Genomic DNA, 19,515 nt, shown 5'->3' with positions numbered 1-19,515 from the left:
CTGGTGAGCACTCCAGCGAATAGTCCTACTTGCCGGAGGTGCCGATCACGTCCTTGATCTTGTTGCCGATCGCCTGGCCGATGTCCTGCTTCATCGTCACGATGATTGCGATGATCGCGATGACCGCCACCAGCATGCCGATGTACTCGACCGAGGTCTGACCCTGGTCGGCCCTGCGGCTCATGCGCTCGATCGCTGTGTTCTTCCAGCCGCTCACACGAAGCTGCGTCGCAACGGCGGCCTTGAGCGCGAGGTCCTTCGACATGGTGTTCCCCTCCGGGTCCGGCCGGCCGCACACCGGCCGGTTCGTATGTCTCCTGAGCGCCTTTCGCGTTACCGGCTTCCTCCTGGCCGGTGCCGCTTTCGACACGAGAAACGTACGCCGGACCGATGGCTCCGACAGAGGGTCCCAGGGCCCAATCCAAGGCCCAAAGGGAAGGCTGGGCCCGGCCGTTCGGAGGGTGGGTCCGAAGGTCCGCATCGCGCGTCGTGGCCCTGTCAGCCATGGCCGACCGCCCCCCTCGGCGCACCGCCGCCGTATCCCCGTGCGATGCCGAGCCATACCGCGATGGCTTCGCTGCGGCTGGCGCTGTGCAGCTTGGCGAAGATGCGGTTGATGTGGTTCTTGACCGTCTTCTCGCTGATGAAGCAGGTGGCAGCGATCTGCTGATTGGTCATGCCCGACGCGATCAGGTCCATCACCTCAGCCTCCCTCGAGCTCAGCCCGAACTTCGGCCTGGATCCCGCCTGCTGAGGCGAGTCGTGGCCCGTTGCATGCCGCGCTTCCGAAGACTCTCCCACATTCGATTGCATACGCGAAGAGTCATGCAGCGACTGCAATGAGTTTGATACATAGGAGCCGGGCAGGTGACCGGAGTTGGGACTCCAGTACGGATCCACTCGCGGCGCTTCAGTGTGTGCATTCGCACCATCGGGGGTCTGCGGAGCACTCTGACCCCCTCCATACGGAGCACCGGCGGTGAACGCCTGCCCCAGCCCCTCCGGTAACGGATGCGGCTCCGCCGGCGCGGGTTCGCCCCGCATATGGGCCAGCAGGGCGTTGGCGGCGGTGGCCGTGAAGTGGGCCCTGCCCTGCCTTGTGTCCCGCACGGCGTCGACGAGTTGGTCCGCGCTGAACTCCCCGTGGACCAGGTAGCCCCCCGCCCCCAGGCGCAGCGCCTCCTGCACGATCTCGCTCTCACGGCTGTACGTCAGCATCATCACCGGCGCGATACGCACCAGATGAGGCAGCGCGGAGATCCCGTCGACGCCGGGCATCCGCACATCGAGCAGAACCACGTCCGGGCGGTGTTGCTGGGCCATCTCATAGGCCTGCCGTCCGTCGGCGGCCTCGGCGACGACCGCGATGTCCTCGCGGCCGGAGAGCAGTACTTGGAGCCCGGCCCGTACTACCGGGTTGTCATCGGCGACGACGACCCGCAACGGTGCCGGTGCCGCCGGAGTGGGGAGGGCGGGGAACCCTCCGGATGCTGCGGCCGGCGGGGGAAGTGGCACTTGGGCAGGAGTGTGCTCGGAGCGGATGGGTGTGCTGTGCGACGACGTGTGCTGGGACACGTGCGACCTCGGCGTCCGCTGTCCGGATGTGTACGACGAATCGTCCGGCATGGTGCGGCCTCCTTTCAGAGTGTGTGGGGACTGTTGTCGGTCGGGACCGGCCGGCTCGTGGGCAATGGGTGTACGGCGGCCGGCAGGCCGCTGGGCAGTAGGGCAGTGACGGGGATCTCGAGGCGGACTTCGGTTCCTCTGGTCGCCCGTCCACGTCCGATGCGGATACGGGCGCCGATTCCGGCCGCGCGCTCGACCATGCCGACGAGTCCGAAGTGACCCGCCTTTCTGAGGTCGTCGAGCGACGTACCGGGCGGCAGACCGCGCCCGTCGTCGTAGACACTGATCCGTAAGGCTCCGTCCACGACGCCCACGGACACGTCGAGGCAGGTGGGTCGGGCATGGCGATGGGCGTTCTCCATCGCTTCGGACGCGATGGTCAGCAGGTGGCGGGCGACCGCGTGCGGGACATCGGGGACGGGGGCGTCACCGAGGGTGCGCCAGGTGGCCCGCAGTCCGGTCTTCCGGGCGAAATCATCAGTACGGGCGCCGAGCTCGGCGACGACATCCACCCCGGTGGCGCCGAGGTCGGTCTGACGGCGCAGGTCGGAGAGCAGCTCACGGGACTCGGCGGCGGCACGGCGGGCGGATCTGGCGACCATGCCGGCCTGGTGCTTGACGGTGAGCGGGTCCATCCGGTCGGCGGAGGACGCCAGGCCGTCGGCGGCCATCGCGACGCCGTGCAGGGTCTTGGCGACAGAGTCGTGCATCTCCCGCGCCAGTCGGGCACGTTCACCTTCGACGGCCTCGGTCACCGCGAGCCGTGAGCGTACGTCGCTGAGCGCCTGGGTCGCCGTGCCGAAGCGGAGCATCAGCTGGCGCAGGCTGACTCCGACCGCGCCCAGCACGGCGCACAGGCCCGGCAGCAGCGTGGAGCCGGCGATCGAGACCCTGAGCTCGGTGTTGGCTCCATAGGCGGCGAAGATGATCAGGATGGTCAGTGCGGCGAAGACACCGGCGCCCCGCCAGCCGTAGACAAGTCCCGCCAGCAGCGGCGTGCAGATGGTGACGTAGCTCAGCGGGCTGGCCGGGGTCGCGGTGATCAGCAGCAGCGCGCCGAAGAAGGCGTCGATGCCGAGCAGCCACGGGTGCCGCAGCAGCAGCGGGCCGAAGCGCTCCCAGTCGCGGAAGAGGACGTACGACCCCATGAAGGTGACCAGGATCGCGATGCCGACCAGGAGGGTCGGCCAGCCCGATGCCGTACCCATGATGGCGAACGGGGTGGCCAGCGCGATCATCGCCAGCCGGAATCCGAAGACCTGCCGGCACATGGCCTGCAGCGCGCTCAGCTGAATCTTGAGCGCGGGTTCGGCAGGGGCGGCGTCGCCGGTTGCCACGCCGAGCAGGCCGTCCGCCGTCACGATGCCGGCCGGTCCGGTGGACACCGGGTGAAGCACCATGTGCCTTTCCCCCTTCCTCGGGATCCGCTGCTCATCCGCCGATGCTCATGCCCGAGCCGAGGAACATGCCGGCTCCGATCAGCAGGATGGTGGCCGGGACCATGAGCATGGTCACGATGCCCGTCGCCTGCGGGACGGCCTTGGACGCTCTGCGGCGGGCGTTCTGGGCGTCCGTACGGCGCATGTCGTTGGCAATGGCGATCAGGGTGTCGACGATGGGCGCGCCGAGCTCCTCGCCCTGCTGGAGCGCGGTGACGAACTGGGCGACCTGCTCGGAGGCGTTGCGCTTGCGCAGCTGCTCGAAGGCGTCGCGACGGCTGACACCCATGTCCATCTGGCGCAGCGTGATCTTGAGTTCATCGGCCCATGGCCCCCGGTACCGTTCCGCCACCCGGTCGAGTGCCTGGCGGAAGCCGAGGCCCGCGGAGACGACGACCGCCAGCACATCGAGGAAGTCCGGGAGCGTGCGCTCGATGGCGGCCTTGCGCGCGCGGGTGGCCGCCCAGATGCCGACCTCCGCCCACCAGATGCCGAAAGCCACGAACAGCAGGGCGAGAAAAGGATGGGCGTTGATGAGCAGGGCGAACGCCCCCAACGCACCGATGAATCCGTAGACGGCACGTCGGGCCGCATAGCGGTCGACGGTCAGACCGCCCGGATTGCCCGCCTTGTCGAGCCTCTCCCGCAGCTTGTTCACTCGCTTGGGGCCCATCATCCGCAGCACCGCGGGCGCATAGCGCATGCCGAGGCGGTCGATGCCGCCGCCCACGGCGCTGGTGCGGGTGGAGCCCACTTCGAGGGCGAGGGCGAGATCCGTCGGCAGCTTGGCATCGGCGCGGTAGAGCCTGATCCCGTAGAAGATGCCGGTTACGCAGAGCCCTGCGGCGAGTGCGAGCAGCAGATCCATGGCGCCTCCTCAGACTTCGATCTTGGCCAGGCGACGGACGAGGAAGAAGCCGACGAGATACAGGCCCAGGGCGAGCAGGACGACCGCCTGCCCCAGCGTGTTGCCGGTGATCTTGTCCAGCGCGCCGTTCCAGACGCTGTCCATGAGCATCAGCATCGCGAGGCCCATCCCGGGGACGATGTAGGCGGTCAGCGTCACTTGAGAGAGCTGGGTCCTGACCTCGCGCCGGGTCTCCTTGCGCTCTTCCAGCGTCTCCGTGAGGTTGCGCAGGGAGCTGACGATGGCACCACCGGAGCGGTTCGAGAGAACGAGGGTCGTGACAAGAACGACCAATTCGCGGGAGGGCAACCGGTCCGCCAGTTCGCCGAGAGCGTCGTCGATGGAGTGGCCCAGGGCGAGGGCGTTGGCGACCTTGGCCAGTTCGTCTCCGGCCGGCTCCTCCAGCTCTTCGGCGGCGAGGCTGATCGCCATCCGCAGGGCGAGGCCCGCCTGAGTGGCGTTGGCGATGATGCGGGAGAGCTCGGGCAGCTGGTTGATGAACTTCTCGATGCGCTTCTGGCGCTGCCAGTTGAGGAAGGCGAACGCGGACCAGAGCGCAATCAGTCCCGCGATCGGGCCGAAGAAGGAAGCGAGTATCGAGCTGGCGAGGAGCCAGAACCCGGCGACGGCGGCGACCATGTAGACGAAGAACTCTCCCGGGGTGAGATCCAGGCCCGTGGCGGCGAGCCGTCGCTCGATCTTCTTGCCCAAGCCGGTCTGCCGCAGCCTGCGGTCCAAGCCCCTGAAGCGGCGCCGCCGCCCGGTCGTCGTGATCTGCTGCGTCGACGACAGGCGCTGTTCCAGCGCCGCGCGCTGGGCCTTGCCCGACGCGTAGGTATGGACGCCCGCGATCAGGAGCGCGCTGAAGAGCAGTGTGGCGCCGATCGTCAGCTGATCCAGTCGATTCATTTCCTGGCACCTACTCGCTACTTGGCTTCTCTGGAGGCGAGTTGTTCGTCGGACTGTGCGATACCGAAGGCCTGAGGGACGGGCTGGCCGGCCATGTAGAGGCGGTCGGCGACCCGGCGGGTCAGCGGGCAGTACTCGAAGTGCCCGTGGATCTTTCCGTCTGTTTCCATCGGCTGGGCCAGGAAGCGGCACACCGAGACGATCTTGAAGGGCTCGCGACCGTGCGAGTCGAGAATCGCGATCTCGGTGATCTTCCGGGAGCCGTCTGCATGGCGGGTGAGCTGCACGATGACATCGAGGGCGGAGTTGATCTGGTCCTGCAGGGCGGCGAAGGGGACTTCCACCTCGGACATCGAGGCGAGGGTCTGCAGCCGCATCAGCGCGTCCTCGGCACTGTTGGCGTGGACGGTGGCGAGGGAGCCGTCGTGACCGGTCGACATCGCCTGGAGCATGTCAAGAGTTTCGCCGCCGCGGACCTCGCCGACGATGATGCGATCCGGGCGCATACGCAGCGAGTTGCGTACGAGGTCGCGAATGGTGATCCGCCCCTTGCCCTCGACGTTCGGAGGGCGGGACTCCAGACGGATCACATGCGACTGCTGCAGCTGCAGCTCGGCCGAGTCCTCGATGGTGATGACACGCTCGCCCTCGGGAATCAGCCCGGACAGGGCGTTGAGCAGTGTGGTCTTACCGGTACCGGTGGCGCCGGAAACGATGATGTTCATCTTGGACTGCACCAGCGCCGAGAGCAGATAGAGCATCGGCTCGTCGAGCGACTCGAGCCCGATCAGCTCCCGCAGGGTGAAGGCTCTGGGGAAGCGTCGGATGGTGAGGATGGCGCCGGTCAGCGACAGCGGAGGGATGATCACGTTGACGCGCTCGCCGCTGGGAAGGCGGGCGTCGACCATCGGATTCGACTCGTCCACCCGGCGGTTGACGGTGGAGACGATGCGTTCGATGGTCTGCATCAACTGGTCGTTGGAGGCGAACCGCATCGGGAGCTGCTCGACCCGGCCACCGCGCTCCACATAGATCTGGTCCGGGCCGTTGACCATGATCTCGGAAACCGACGCGTCCTCCAGAAGGGGTTCGAGGATGCCGAGGCCGAGGGCTTCGTCGACGACCCGCCGGATCAGCTGAGCGCGCTCGACGGTGGAGAGGACGGGACCTTCGCGGCTGATGATGTGGCCGAGTACGCGCTCCAGCCGGACGCGGCGCTCCACCGCGGCGAGCGCCGACATCTCCGCGAGGTCGATCTCCTGAAGCAGCTTCGCCCGGTAGGTCGCGACGAGATGACCGTCTTCGCGGTTCCCGCCGTTCTCCTCGGGGGCGCCTCGGCGCTCCAGAAGGCTCATCAGTACTCCCACTCCTTCGCTGTGCGGGTCTGTTCGTCAGTCGCGCGGCATGATGGACGTACGTTTCACCGGGTCGAACGAGAAGCCCGGAATGACCGAGGGAATCCGAACGGTGGCCGTCGCCTTGGCGTCATCGGTGGAACCGCCGCTCATGTCGACGTCGGTGCCCTCTTGGAGGAGGTCGCTGACGGCCGCCTCGCCCGCCGCCTTGGCCGCGGCGTCATTGCTCTGAGATCCGATACGGGCGGCGGTGCGGGCGGCGGTGCCGGCCTGCTGCATCGCGTACGCGGCAAGACCGAACTGCAGCAGGCAGATCCCGATGAGAATCAGGATCGGCAGGAATCCGATGTACTCGACCGCGGTCGCGCCCCTGTCGTCTCTGCGCCTGGTCATCGGTTCAGCCCTCCAGCGGCGAACTGGCTTTGCCGGTCACCGTGCCGAACGAGAAGTCGATCAGGCCCGGTATGAGCACCGGGACCTTCACCCCGACGCTCGCCCGCATGGTGTTGTGCGCCAGATCCGGACTGCAGTTCTCGCTGAACTCGTAGTCCGGGTCGGCCACGCCCAGGCGCGCGCCCTCGTTGCACTGTGCTGCCGTGTCCAGCTGTCCGTAGGTGACGCCTGCCTCGTGCGCCGCCCGGTCCGCGCCATTGCCCGCCAGGGTGTACGCGTATCCGAACAGCACGGCCTGCCAGAGCAGCACACACGTGATGAGAATGATCGGCAGCATGCCGATGAACTCGACGGCTATCTGGCCGCGGTCGCCGGCGAGTCCCCGTTTTCGGGCCCGCCCGCCGACCCGTACATGCTTTCCGGGCCAGTTGGTTCTCATCCTCCTGCCCCTCACTTCCCGTCACTCGATGCGTCGCCACGTGAACGGCGTCCGAAAGCGAGCGACCCCCGGTCGTTCGCGGCCCTGCCGCCCCTGGCCCTGCCCGTGCCCTCGTTCTCCGCCGTTTTCACCAGGCCGAGCTCTCCGGCCAGGCCCCACAGCGCCTGTTTGACGGTGCTCTTGGCCTCCAGGTCCTGCATCCGGCCGGAGTCGACCGCGCCCTGGAGCTCCTTGAAGTTCGACGGGACGGCGATCGAGGCCACCCGGGTGCCGGTGATCCGTTCGATCAGCGCCGGCTGGATCTCGGTGTTGCGTATATGCCGGTTGACGAGAGTGACGGTCTCCTCCGCCTTGCGGATCTGGAGCCTGTCCCAGAGCCGGACCATGCGCTTGGCGCCGCGCACCGCGACCACGTCCGGGGTCGTCACCAGCACCGCCTTCTCCGCCATCTCGATGGCGGTCGCATTGGCGCTGCTCATCTGTGAGCCGCAGTCGATGACCACGACCTGGTAGCGCTGGCGCAGCGCGCTGACGACCTGTCGTGTCACCCGGTCGGTGACTTCCTCGCCGCGCTCGCCCTCGCCGGGAGCGAGCAGCAGGCCGAGCCCGGTCTCGTGGTGGAAGACCGCGTCCTGGAGCACGCGGGGCGAGATGTCCTGGATGCCCGCCAGGTCCACGATGGAGCGACGGAACTGCACATCCAGATAGGAGGCGATGTCACCGGCCTGCAGATCCATGTCGACGAGCGCGGTGTGGTGGCCCGATGCCTGTGCCGCCAGGGCCAGTTGGACCGCGATCAGGGTGGTGCCGACGCCCCCCTTGCCGCCCGCGACGGCGACGACTGTGCCACCCGGACCGGAGAAGACCTCCGTACCCTGCCCGAGGTGGCGGCGTACGCCGACGGACCAGCCGGCCGCCGCCTGGACCCGGGTGACCAGCTCCTCGTAACTCAGTGGCAGTCCGATCAGACCTCGCGCACCCGAATCCATGGCCGCCGAGAACAGCCCGGGGCTGGCATCGGTCGTGATGAGCACGACCCCGACCGCCGGAAAGCGCAGTGCCACTTCCCGGATCACCTCGAGCGCCGGTACCGGTCCGATCCGCTCGTGCACAAGGACGACCTCGGGCAACTCGTCGATCGACTCGCCGGCCAGTCGGGCCAGTGTGTCGAGGAGCGTGGTCGAGTCGCCCACCGGGCTGGCCGGCTCCGCGTCCGGGAGCTGGCTGAGCAGGGTGGCGATGGATCGGGCGGCATCGGCGTCGCCGACGGCCGGGATGATTCGCGTGGTCATACAGCCCTCACTTGTTCTTGTCTTCGTCGAGGCTGTAGGTGCCGTCTCCCGGGCGCAGCGTGGTGGGGCTGCCATTGCCGAGGAGTGCCAGGCGGACGTGTTCGGCGAAGGACTCGGCGTATGCCAGACGCTGGGCATCCGTGGTGTTGAGGGCGAAGGTGATCGGCACGGCTTGGGTGAGTCCGCTGCCCCGGTCGTCCTTGTCGGGCTTGAGGGCGGTGATCCGGCCGACGTCGATGACCTTCGCGTTGGGGACGATGATGCGGGACTGGTCCACGTCCCCTTCCTTCTTCCCGGCAAAGGTGGCGAAGATGTTCACCAGCGAACCCGGCGTGATCTTTCCTGCCACACCGGTGGCCGCGTCGATCATGATGGCGATCTCCTGCTCGCCATTGCCGACCGCGGGCTTCCTCACCATCATGTCGTCCTGCAGCAACGAGCCCTTCTTGAGCTGCGTGACAGCGATCTTGTCTTTCACCACGGCAAGATCGGTGACCGCATTCTGCGACAGCCAGCGTTTGGGCATGGAAATCTTCTCGAACTGCCCCGGCTCCAGCACCGTGTAAGGGGCCACGTCGGATTTGATCCGGTACGCCGTGACCTCGGGCCCGACCTTGGAATTCACATCACTGATGACGGACAGAACGCCGGCGAACACACCGAAGGCGCAGAGAACCGACAGGAGCAGAAGTATGACGCCACGGCGCTGACGTGAATTCATGGGCAGGAGAACCTCGTTCAGAAGCGTTGACGGAGTGGACAGAGTCGGAACTGTGCACGTACCTGAGCTGCTGCGGCTGGGCCGTTGAGGTGGGGCGTCCGGGGAGCAGCCCCAGTCACCGGTTACGACCTCCGGTGCATGGGAGTCCCTTTGTTCAGGACACCAGGCGTGCGTGTTTGGTTCTCGGCAGGGGCGAGCGGCGCCGAGCAGAAGCCGCAGCGATCACCGATGAGTTCAATTCCGCACCAGGTGCACACCTCTCGCCGTACGGACGAAACCAGTTGGTGGAGCACGGAGATATCTGGCAGGTAGGCGGCGAATTCGATCAGTCTGGATGTGCCCCACCAGCGAGGGGAGTCGGAAAGAAGTGCGGTCTCCTGCACTGCCTGCACCTGCCATGCCGGAGCCAGTGTCGAGGTCACCCACTCGGTCTGCAACTGTCCTTTGGTAAACAGCAGTTGTGTACTGAACTCGGGACCGGCGAGCTGACCCGTGCCAATCTTGATCAGCTGCGGACCGGGGTTGGCGAGTACGGCGAACTGGGAGCCCGGAACCCAGGACTTGGCGTGGGACTTCAGGCTCACCGGTACTCGGTCGAGCTTGGTGACGGAGTTGAGCAGCGCACCCGCGTAGATGTAGTGGGAGAGCAGGCGGGCGGCGGATGCGACGATCCCCGCGCTGAAGTCGCAGATGGATAACTGACGTAACTGGCGCCCCAGTACAGCCACGCCCAGCGGCGGCAGATCCAGCTTGAGGAGCGCGATCCGGTCGCTCTCCAGGACCGACCGGACGGTGTGCAACCGGCGTTCGTGGGCGACAGGTATGGACGCGGGATAAAGCGCGATCACATAGCCGTGCTGCTCCAGCAGGACGGTCATGTCGGCAAGGGCTGCATCCAGGGGCTGAGCATCCGGCGCCTGCAGCAGAGCCGCAGTGGGAGTCTGGTGGTCGGTAGGCGGCAGCACCAGATCGGCGCTGGTGACAGCTATTGCGGTCGGCACGCTGGTTCCCCGTTCAGCTCCGGACGCCGGGGTTCCGGCGACCGCAGATACCTACAGCTCCGTGCTTCTGCTCCAGCACTTTATCCACGTCATACGAGGCAGAGAACACCTTTCAGATCTCTGGGCCACAACCCGCACACGCTCCGCACAGGCAAAAACGGGCGAAGGCGTCAGAGGTTAACTCTCGTTTCATGAAAGTGAATTCGTGCCGTAGCAGCTCCGTTTTGGGCCCGCCTTGGGTCTCCGGGCCCAAGCCACCCCGGCGCGCTCCTTCGTACGCTCCACATCCGATTCCTTGTGCGAGAGGCATGGGGCCACCGAGGGGGGCGTCGGATGAGACGGCACCGAGATCGGAACCCGGCACGCGACCGGGGCACCACGGCCGTTGAGTACATCGGAATGCTGGTGGTCCTCATCGCCGTGATCGCCGCGGTGATGACCCTGGACGTGGGTCGCGTGATCGGCGACAGGATCCGCTGTGTGATCACGGGCGGTTCCTGCAGTTCGGCTCCCGGGCCCGAAGCCAAACCCAGGACCGACGCCGACTACGAGCCCCCTCTCTGCCAGATCTCCTCCATCACCGACAAAGCCGGCGCCAAAGCCAAGATTCTGTTCATCGAGTGGGGCGAGGAATACGGCTTCCAGCAGCAGAGCTTCAGGGCCAACACCGACGTCAACGGCGACGGCGTCGTCGACGATCGTGATCAGCGGGTGATGATGACCTTCACCGACGCCGCCTCCGTCGCCGCCAAGAAGGACTGGAAGCCCGGCGCCAAGATCGGGAAATTCGGCTCGGACAAGGTCGAGCTCGGCGCCGGGATCAAGGTCACCAACGGCGACACCTGGGTCTTCGACAGCGAGGCGGACGCCGCCGCCTTCCGTAAGGACCTCGAGGAGCTCAAGACGTACGAGCTCACCAATCGGCACGCCAACGCCCAGGGTGGCGGGCTCGGCAACAGCATCCTCTACTTCATCGGCAAGGGGCCCCTCGCCGAGGAGGAGAAGCTGCGCAAGCGCATCGAGGAGAAGCTCGGCAACCGTCACATCAGTTACGGCAAGGTCGCGCTCGAGGCCAGTGCCGCCGGTGGGCTCAAGCTCTCCGCCGGCGACGAGAAGAAGCTCGGCGCGACCCTCGGCGGGTCCTTCAAGTTCACACCCGAGGCGACCTGGACCGACAACGACTTCAACGGCACCAAGTCGTATACGTACAGCGCGTCGATCGAGTACGGGACCAAGGTCGGGTACGAGGCCGGGCCGCTCAGTGGTGAGTCGTCCGCGTCCACCACGCAGACCGGCACCATCACCGTCACCCATGACAAGAAGACCGGCAAGCTGCTGCGTATCGACATGACCCGCACCGTCGAGAAGGGCGGGACCAAGGACGGGGCGAAGGTCGGCGCCGACAACGGCAAGTCGGGCACGGACAAGCGGGGTGGCAGCGGCGGGGTCAAGGGCAGCGATCAGACCACCGGGATCGAGGTCGTCACCAACTCCATGACGTTCGCGCCGGGGGCCGAGGGCGATGCCGGACGGGCGATCGCGCAGGACTGGCTGAACGGGAGCGGGCAGTACGGCGCGCCCTTCGCCTATATGTTCAACGCCCACGCCCCGACGCAACGGCCCGGTGCCGACGACAGATTCGGGCAGCTGCTCTTCGACGAGGGCCTGTCCAGCAAGACGACATACACAGGGCAGACGGAGGCGGCCGAGTACGGCTTCGAGCTGAATCTCGGGCTCAGCCTCGGCTTCTCGGTCTCCACCGAGAAGAAGGAGGAGACCCTCAATGCCGCGGAGTTCCTGGGCGCACCCCATGGGAACGGTCGTCATTATGTGCCGTACAGCTACTGCGCCAACTGACCAGCCCGAGGGAGCACCTGCGATGCGTAGCCGGAAGAAGACCGCCGCCGCGTGGCTGCTCGCAGCCGCCCTGTTCGCCGCCGGATGCGGTACGGACAAGGCAGGCCGGGCCCCCGAGAACTGGGGCACGCTGCGGACACCTGCCCTCACCGTCGCCCATCCGCCCGGCTTCAAGCCGCAGAACGACGCGGAACGCAGCAAGCACAACGCGGCCGCCGCCACCCTCACCGCCGACGGCAGGGCCGTCGGCATGATCACCGTGCAGCTGGACTTCACCGAGGCCGATACGGCGGAGGAGGCCGCGATCGGCGCGGAGGCGGGCATTGCGCTCGGCTCGAGGCTGCACGGGCAGCGGGACGTCGAGGTCACGGGCCCGGACGGCAAGGACACGGAAGCCCGGCGCGTCGACTTCGAGTTCGTCCAGCAGGGGACGCGGATCAAGGGCGTGATCGTCGCCGGGCTGGACGGGCAGAAGAAGGCGTACGCCGTACGGATCGACGCGGCCGAGGGACGGCTCACGGACGGCGACCTGAAGAAGGTCATCAGCTCGATCACGGTCACGGCGCGATGATGCGATACGGCTACCAGCGGGCGCACCAGGAGCGGCGTGGTGCGGCGTTTCTGGCGCTCGTACGGGCCTGGGCCGCCGGAGCCGTCGTCCTGGTCTTCACCGAGTACGTCCAGGCAACACTCGTTTACGACTACGTGGCGACGGGCCCGCGCCTGGAGACCTTCGGCGGCCGGCTGCTCCTGATCCATCTGCCGAACGCGCTCTGCATCGCGTCGGCGGCTTGGGCGGCGGCGCGGATCCACCACGAGCCGTACCGGGCCTCGACGCCCCGGCATCTGGCGGCGGCGTTCGCCGTACCGGTCGTGGCGCAGCTGTTCAACATGGCTGTGCAGTGGGAGGAGTTGGCGGCGGAGGGCCTTCTGCTGTCCAACGCGGTGCTGGTGGTGGGGTGCGTGGCGGGATTCGCCGGGGACCGGCTGCAGGACGGGGACTGAGCGCGGCCGTCCCGCACCCACGCCGGATGCGCGGTGCGCGTCCGTATACGAATCATCGCCAGAGGTCTTGACAACCTTATTGGTCTGGACCAACTTGGACGCCCAACGGTGGCCACCGTTCCCTACCCCCTCCACACCCCCCAACTCCCCCACCGGAGGCAGCAAGTGGACCGCACCACACGCTCACGGAGATGGCTGGGTGCCGCCCTGGCGCTCGCCGTCGGAACCGGGCTTTCCCTCATGGGCATCGCCGGTACCGCAGAGGCCGCCGACATCAACGTCGCCAAGAACGCCGGCTTCGAGTCCGGGCTCACCAACTGGACCTGTTCCGGCGGCAGCGGCGTCACCGCCTCCTCCCCCGTGCACGGCGGCGCCTCCGCGCTCAAGGCCACGCCCGCCGGGCAGGACAACGCCAAGTGCACACAGACCGTCACGGTGAAGCCCAACTCGACGTACACCCTCAGCGCCTGGGTGCAGGGCGGCTACACCTACCTCGGCGCGAGCGGCACCGGCACGACGGACGTCTCCACCTGGACGCCGGACTCGGCCGGCTGGAAGCAGCTGTCCACCACCTTCACCACCGGCAGCAGCACCACCTCGGTGACGGTCTACACGGACGGCTGGTACGGGCAGGCCGCCTACTACGCCGACGACGTCTCCGTCTTCGGCCCCGACGCCGGCGGTGGCGGCGACCCCTCGCCGACCGTGCCCGCCGCCCCGGGCGGTCTCGCGGCCGGATCCGTGACCTCGTCCTCCGTGGCCCTGTCCTGGAACGCCGTGTCCAACGCGACGGGCTACAACGTCTACCGGAACGGCGCCAAGGTGCAGTCGGTCACCGGCGCTTCGGCAACCGCGACCGGGCTGAGCGCATCCACCTCGTACCAGTTCCAGGTGACCGCGACCAACGCGGCCGGTGAGTCCGCGAAGTCCGCGGCGGTGACCGGTACCACTTCGGCCACCGGCGGTGGCGGAGGCGGAGGCGGCGGATCGGTGCCCAAGCACGCGGTGACCGGCTACTGGCAGAACTTCAACAACGGTGCCACCGTGCAGAAGATCAGCGATGTGCCGGCCAACTACGACATCATCGCCGTCTCCTTCGCCGACGCGACCGGCACGCCCGGCGGTGTCACCTTCAATCTCGACTCGGCCGGGCTCGGCGGCTACACCGTCGACCAGTTCAAGGCCGACATCAAGGCCAAGCAGGCGGCCGGCAAGTCCGTGATCATCTCGATCGGCGGCCAGAACGGCACCGTCACGATCAACGACTCGGCCTCCGCGACGAACTTCGCCAACTCCGTCTACTCGATGATGCAGACATACGGCTTCGACGGTGTCGACATCGACCTGGAGAACGGCCTCAACTCGACGTACATGTCGCAGGCGCTGCGTTCACTGTCGTCGAAGGCGGGCGCCGGACTCGTCATCACGATGGCCCCGCAGACCATCGACATGCAGTCGACGTCGAACGAGTACTTCAAGACGGCGCTCAACATCAAGGACATTCTGACCGTCGTCAATATGCAGTACTACAACAGTGGTTCGATGCTCGGTTGCGACGGCAAGGTGTACTCGCAGGGTTCGGTGGACTTCCTCACCGCCCTCGCCTGCATCCAGCTGGAAGGCGGTCTCGCACCGGCCCAGGTGGGGCTCGGTCTGCCGGCCTCGACCAGTGGCGCGGGCAGCGGCTATGTCTCCCCGACGATCGTAAACAACGCGCTGGACTGCCTCGCCAGGGGCACGAACTGCGGCTCCTTCAAGCCGTCCAAGACATACCCCTCGCTGCGCGGCGCGATGACCTGGTCCACGAACTGGGACGCCAAGTCGGGCAACGCCTGGTCCAACGCGGTGGGTCCGCATGTGCACGCCCTCCCGTAACCGCCGCTCCTGAGTCCCTGGAACAGCAGCGCCGCCGCTCCCCCGGCGGCGCTGCTGTATGTCGCCGTGCGCTGCTGTACGTTGCGCCTGTGAACGTGATGGGGGACGACCTCGGCATCAGCCGCCGCACTCTGCTGCGCGGCTCGCTCGGCTTGGTGGCCACAGTCGGCGTCGTCGGCGCGTGCAGCGCGGCGGAGGAGGACGGGCCGAAGAAGCGGGCCACGGCGTGGACGTTCGACGGCAGTGTCTACGGCGAGCTCACGGTCGACGGCGGCACGGTCTACGTCACCACGGTAGGTCCCGACCTGCTGCACGCGCTGGACGCCGGGACCGGTGACACCCGCTGGAGTGCGAAGGGCGGCGAGTCGACCGGCACCGAACCCGACATGGTCACGGTCGCGGGCGGCATGGTCTTCCGTTTGAGCCAGGACGGGCTGGTCCACGCGTACCGCACGAGCGACGGCAAGCGTCTGTGGCGTACCGGCCCGCTCGTCGAGGAAGGCGAGCCCGACCGGCCGTTCGTGCTCGGCAGTGTGCTCTGTGTCCAGCTGCGCGCGCGGACCGACGACGACGGCCAGGTGCTGGAGCCGGGCGTGGTGTGCGGGATCGACACGAGCAGCGGCCGTGTCCTGTGGCGCAGCAACGCGTCCTGGCTCTTCACGCCCGACCCGAAGCGCGGTGTTCTCTTCAAGGAGACACCCGACGGCGTGGCCGCCTGCGACCCCGCCACGGGTCGGGTCCGCCGGCACGTCGCGGCAGCCCGCGGCGAGTACTCCCCGTACTTCGCGCTCGGAGCCGACGCAGTCCTCCTCGTCTCGGGCCCCAAGGGCAACACCCACCTGTACGCGTACGACGCGGCCGACGGCACCCCGCGCTGGAACGTCCCGGCCCTGGACGGCACGATCACCGTGGCCCCGGACGGCGGTACGGCCTACCTCCACGACGGCCGCGGCCACCTGCACGCACACGCCACCGCCGACGGCCGCCGGACCTGGACGGCGACAACCGCCCCTCACGCGCGCGACGAGGTGGTTCCGTACGCCGGCACGGTGCTGCTCTCGTCCGGCGACCAGTACAACGGCGAGGACGGCCGGAGCATCGGCGACGACCGCCCCGGCTATGTCCTCGCGCACTCCGCCCTGAACGGCCGCCAACTGTGGCGCCAGGACCGCGAACAGCCGTCGTGGACCCTCCCGGTCCCGGTCGGCCGGCTGGCCCTCGTCGGCCACGACACAGCCTGGTGGGCGTACGACATCGCCACCGGAGAACCGCAGTGGCGGGTGCCGTGCGACGGGGCGTTGGCGGACGACCCGGTGGTGCGGGACGGGATGCTGTACGGCCCGGACACCGAGGGCGTGCGGGCCGTACGGCTCTGACTGCGTCCGGGGTCGGAAGAACCCCCGGTCCGATGTATCTCCAACTGGACCGACGTGGCTGGTTATTGGTCTCGTCCCCCTGATGACCGACGGCGCCCGCCATGAACGTGGCCGCCTTCCCCCCTGGTCCCGGAGTGTGACTGGGGTCACCAAGGAGGCGTACGGGTGATCACGCGGAGGGGTCCGACGTTTCGGCTCCTCGGCGCGGTAGCGTGCCGATGGCTGAAGCGCGCTCTTGACCGGGTCATGCCAGCCCCTCAAGATGTGCGCACACACCCGCACCACGTGCGTCGCAACTGAGCAACCCCCCACACTCCCCACCCAGGAGACAGCATGCGACTTCGCCCACGCGGCGGCGGCAACGGAAAGCTGAGCGGCAGGAAGACCGCCACCCTCGCGGCCCTGCTGGCGCTCGCAGTAGCCGCACCGTTCACCGCCAACGCCTCGCCCACGAAAGCCGCCACCCCCGACGCGACCTCCCCGGCCGCGGCCGGGGAGGAGCAGATCCTCCAGTACGAGATCCAGGGCCCGTCCACCGTCGCCGCCCGTACCGCCATCGCCGCCACCGGCGTCTCGGTCGACGAGGCCGACGCGCACTCCCTCGTCGTCAGCGCCACCTCAACCGAGGCGAAGCGGCTTCGCGCACTCGGATACAAGCTCGTCGCTCTGTCCGCTCCCCCGGCCAGAACCAGGAGCGGCGTGGCTGTCCAGCCGTTCGACTTCCCGTCGGCCGACTCGCGCTATCACAACTACGCCGAGGCGACCGCCGAGATCGATCAGCGGATCGCCAAGTACCCGGGCATCATGAGCAAGCGCGTCATCGGCAAGAGCTACCAGGGCCGGGACATCATCGCCGTCAAGGTCAGCGACAACGTCGCGACGGACGAGAACGAGCCCGAGGTGCTCTTCACCCACCACCAGCACGCGCGCGAGCACCTCACCGTCGAGATGGCGCTGTATCTGCTGCGCGAGCTCGGCGCGGGCTACGGCACCGACTCCCGGATCACCAACGCCGTGAACGGCCGCGAGATCTGGATCATCCCCGACGTCAACCCGGACGGCGGCGAGTACGACATCGCCACCGGCTCCTACCGCAGCTGGCGCAAGAACCGGCAGCCCAACTCCGGTTCTTCGTCGGTCGGTACGGACACCAACCGCAACTGGGACTACAAGTGGGGCTGCTGCGGCGGCTCTTCCGGCTCCGCCGGAGGCGAGACCTACCGCGGCGCGAGGGCCGAGTCCGCGCCCGAGGTCAAGGTGGTCGCCGACTTCGCCCGCAGCCGGGTCGTCGGCGGCAAGCAGCAGATCAAGACGGCCATCGACTTCCACACGTACAGCGAGCTGGTGCTCTGGCCGTTCGGCTGGACCAACGCCGACACCGCCCCGGGGCTGACCCAGGACGACCGGGACGCCTTCGCCACGGTGGGCAGGAAGATGGCCGCGAGCAACGGCTACACCCCGGAGCAGTCGAGCGACCTCTACATCACGGACGGTTCGATCGACGACTGGCTGTGGGGCAACCAGAAGATCTTCGCGTACACCTTCGAGATGTACCCGACGGGCTTCGGCGGTGGCGGCTTCTACCCGCCCGACGAGGTGATCGAGCGGGAGACGAACCGCAACCGGGACGCGGTGCTCCAGCTGCTGGAGAACTCGGACTGCATGTACCGCTCGATCGGCAAGGAACAGCAGTACTGCAAGAGCTGACGGATCCGCGGATCTGAAGGCCTGCGCATCAGGGTGCCCCGGGACGGAGGAAGTCCCGGGGCACCCTGCTCACTTCCGTACGGTCAGACGACCAGACTCAGCGCCGCCGCCATCGCGAAGCCGGCGAGCGACAGCACCGACTCCAGCACCGTCCACGACTTGAGCGTGTCGCGCTCGGTGATGCCGAAGTACTTCGAGACGATCCAGAATCCGCCGTCGTTGACATGCGAGGCGAAGATCGAACCGGCCGAGATCGCCATGATGACCAGCGCCAGGAAGGCCTGTGAGTGGTCGCCGTTCTCGACCAGCGGCAGCACGATGCCGGCCGTGGTGACGATCGCGACCGTCGCCGAGCCCTGCGCCACACGCAGCACCAGCGAGATCAGATAGGCGAGGACGATGACCGGCAGCCCGATGCCGTTGAAGGTGTCGGAGAGCGCCTGCGCGACACCGCTCGCCTTCAGTACGGCTCCGAAGACGCCGCCCGCACCGACGACGAGCAGGATGTTGCCGACCGGCTTCAGCGACGAAGTCGACACGGACTCCAGGGACTTGCGGGACCAGCCGCGCCTCAGGCCCAGCAGGTAGTACGCCAGCAGCAGCGCGATCGTCAGGGCGACGAAGGGGTGGCCGAAGAACTCGATGACCGAGCGCAGCGTGGAGGGGTCCAGTGCTATGGAGGAGAACGTCGCGGCGAGGATCAGGAGCAGCGGCGTACCAATGATGGCCAGGACCGTGCCGAGGCCGACCGGGCGCTCCTGCGGGGCGCGGCCCGCGGCGGTCTGCTCCGCGCGCACGGCGGCCTTGGCTTCCTCCGCGGCCTCCAGCATGTCCTGCGGGACCTCGACGAACAGGCGCTTGCCGATCCAGGCGGCGTAGCCCCAGGCGGCGAGGACCGCCGGGAGGCCGACGACAATGCCCATCAGGATGACCCAGCCCAGTGAGACATGGAGCAGGCCGGCGGCGGCGACCGGGCCGGGGTGCGGCGGCAGGAAGGCGTGGGTCATCGACAGACCGGCCAGCAGCGGCATCGCGTAGAGAATGATCGACTTGCCGGAGCGCTTCGCGGCGGCGTACACGATCGGCGCGAGGACGAAGATGCCGACGTCGAAGAAGACCGGGATTCCGAAGATCAGGCCGGTGAGGCCCATGGCGAGAGGGGCGCGCTTCTCGCCGAAGAGGTTCAGCAGGCGCGAGCTCAACACCTCGGCGCCGCCCGACACTTCGAGAATCGCGCCGAGCATGGTGCCGAGACCGATGATGATCGCGACGTGTCCGAGGATGCCGCCCATGCCGGACTCGATGACCGAGACGGCGGCGGACTTCTGGACGGTGCCGAAGAGTTCGGTGACGGAGAGGCCGGCGGCCAGGCCGACGGCTATGGAGACGGCGAGGAGCGCGACGAACGGCTGCAGCCTGACCTTGATGATCAGGAGGAGAAGGAGCGCGATGCCGAGGGCGGCGACGGTCAGCAGACCGGCGGTGCCGTCGATGAGCAGGAGCAGACCGCCCGTGTGGGGTGGGGTCTCCGGTGGCGCGTCAGCGGCGAGCAGCATGGCGGGGGACCTCGTTGTTCGGGGGATTTTGGGTGTGGGGGATCACGGCGCGGCGCC

The 19,515-nt window shown here is 67.8% G+C and carries 18 protein-coding genes; 6 read left to right on the top strand and 12 right to left on the bottom strand.

The annotated features are described in order from the left end of the window. Positions 1-25: 25 nt before the first annotated feature. From OG735_RS27335 to OG735_RS27285, 11 genes are all read right to left on the bottom strand, one after another. Positions 26-265, bottom strand: a complete 240-nt coding sequence (locus tag OG735_RS27335; protein ID WP_327325780.1) for a hypothetical protein — start codon at positions 263-265, stop codon at positions 26-28. 233 nt (positions 266-498) lie between these two features. Next, complete coding sequence (locus OG735_RS27330; protein ID WP_327325779.1) at positions 499-1,626, bottom strand: response regulator transcription factor; 1,128 nt, start codon at positions 1,624-1,626, stop codon at positions 499-501. Between the two features lie 14 nt (positions 1,627-1,640). Further along, on the bottom strand, positions 1,641-3,026 hold the full coding sequence (locus OG735_RS27325) for a sensor histidine kinase (RefSeq protein ID WP_327325778.1): 1,386 nt from the start codon (positions 3,024-3,026) through the stop codon (positions 1,641-1,643). A gap of 31 nt (positions 3,027-3,057) precedes the next feature. Further along, the gene (locus OG735_RS27320) at positions 3,058-3,933 is read right to left on the bottom strand and encodes a DUF5936 domain-containing protein (RefSeq protein WP_327325777.1); all 876 of its coding nucleotides are present in this window, start codon (positions 3,931-3,933) and stop codon (positions 3,058-3,060) included. A 9-nt stretch (positions 3,934-3,942) separates the two neighbouring features. Continuing rightward, positions 3,943-4,881, bottom strand: a complete 939-nt coding sequence (locus tag OG735_RS27315) for a type II secretion system F family protein (RefSeq protein ID WP_327325776.1) — start codon at positions 4,879-4,881, stop codon at positions 3,943-3,945. Positions 4,882-4,898: 17 nt separating this feature from the next. Then, a complete protein-coding gene (locus OG735_RS27310) occupies positions 4,899-6,236 on the bottom strand; it encodes a CpaF family protein (protein ID WP_327325775.1) in 1,338 nt (445 codons plus the stop codon). Between the two features lie 36 nt (positions 6,237-6,272). Further along, complete coding sequence (locus tag OG735_RS27305; RefSeq protein ID WP_327325774.1) at positions 6,273-6,629, bottom strand: TadE/TadG family type IV pilus assembly protein; 357 nt, start codon at positions 6,627-6,629, stop codon at positions 6,273-6,275. Positions 6,630-6,633: 4 nt separating this feature from the next. Continuing rightward, entirely contained in the window at positions 6,634-7,068 is a 435-nt protein-coding gene (locus tag OG735_RS27300) for a TadE/TadG family type IV pilus assembly protein (protein ID WP_327325773.1), read from the bottom strand. A gap of 11 nt (positions 7,069-7,079) precedes the next feature. Then, positions 7,080-8,360 carry an AAA family ATPase gene (locus tag OG735_RS27295; RefSeq protein ID WP_327325772.1) on the bottom strand — a complete coding sequence of 427 codons (1,281 nt, stop codon included), beginning with the start codon at positions 8,358-8,360 and terminating at the stop codon, positions 7,080-7,082. A 7-nt stretch (positions 8,361-8,367) separates the two neighbouring features. Then, on the bottom strand, positions 8,368-9,081 hold the full coding sequence (gene cpaB, locus OG735_RS27290) for a Flp pilus assembly protein CpaB (protein WP_327325771.1): 714 nt from the start codon (positions 9,079-9,081) through the stop codon (positions 8,368-8,370). 122 nt (positions 9,082-9,203) lie between these two features. After that, positions 9,204-10,082: a hypothetical protein gene (locus OG735_RS27285; protein WP_327325770.1), complete on the bottom strand. Its 879-nt coding sequence runs from the start codon at positions 10,080-10,082 to the stop codon at positions 9,204-9,206. A 333-nt stretch (positions 10,083-10,415) separates the two neighbouring features. On the opposite strand from OG735_RS27285, the gene OG735_RS27280 reads away from it, so the two are divergent. From OG735_RS27280 to OG735_RS27255, 6 genes are all read left to right on the top strand, one after another. After that, positions 10,416-11,939, top strand: coding sequence for a hypothetical protein (locus OG735_RS27280; RefSeq protein WP_327325769.1), 1,524 nt, complete (start codon positions 10,416-10,418; stop codon positions 11,937-11,939). A gap of 22 nt (positions 11,940-11,961) precedes the next feature. Next, positions 11,962-12,510, top strand: coding sequence for a hypothetical protein (locus OG735_RS27275; RefSeq protein WP_327325768.1), 549 nt, complete (start codon positions 11,962-11,964; stop codon positions 12,508-12,510). Continuing rightward, a complete protein-coding gene (locus OG735_RS27270) occupies positions 12,507-12,944 on the top strand; it encodes a hypothetical protein (protein WP_327325767.1) in 438 nt (145 codons plus the stop codon). Before OG735_RS27275 ends, OG735_RS27270 begins: the two co-directional genes overlap by 4 nt. Positions 12,945-13,109: 165 nt before the next feature. After that, positions 13,110-14,819, top strand: a complete 1,710-nt coding sequence (locus OG735_RS27265) for a chitinase (protein ID WP_442812497.1) — start codon at positions 13,110-13,112, stop codon at positions 14,817-14,819. A gap of 98 nt (positions 14,820-14,917) precedes the next feature. Then, a complete protein-coding gene (locus tag OG735_RS27260; protein WP_327328476.1) occupies positions 14,918-16,195 on the top strand; it encodes a PQQ-like beta-propeller repeat protein in 1,278 nt (425 codons plus the stop codon). A 333-nt stretch (positions 16,196-16,528) separates the two neighbouring features. After that, positions 16,529-17,902, top strand: coding sequence for a M14 family metallopeptidase (locus tag OG735_RS27255; RefSeq protein ID WP_327325766.1), 1,374 nt, complete (start codon positions 16,529-16,531; stop codon positions 17,900-17,902). 83 nt (positions 17,903-17,985) lie between these two features. On the opposite strand, the gene OG735_RS27250 is transcribed toward OG735_RS27255, so the two are convergent. Beyond that, positions 17,986-19,458, bottom strand: coding sequence for a GntP family permease (locus OG735_RS27250; RefSeq protein WP_327325765.1), 1,473 nt, complete (start codon positions 19,456-19,458; stop codon positions 17,986-17,988). Between the last annotated feature and the right edge of the window lie 57 nt (positions 19,459-19,515).

It is taken from the genome of Streptomyces sp. NBC_01210, from assembly GCF_036010325.1.
GTDB lineage: Bacteria > Actinomycetota > Actinomycetes > Streptomycetales > Streptomycetaceae > Streptomyces.
Note: the sequence above shows the minus strand (reverse complement) of the source record. Positions and strands in the feature narration are given on the sequence as shown.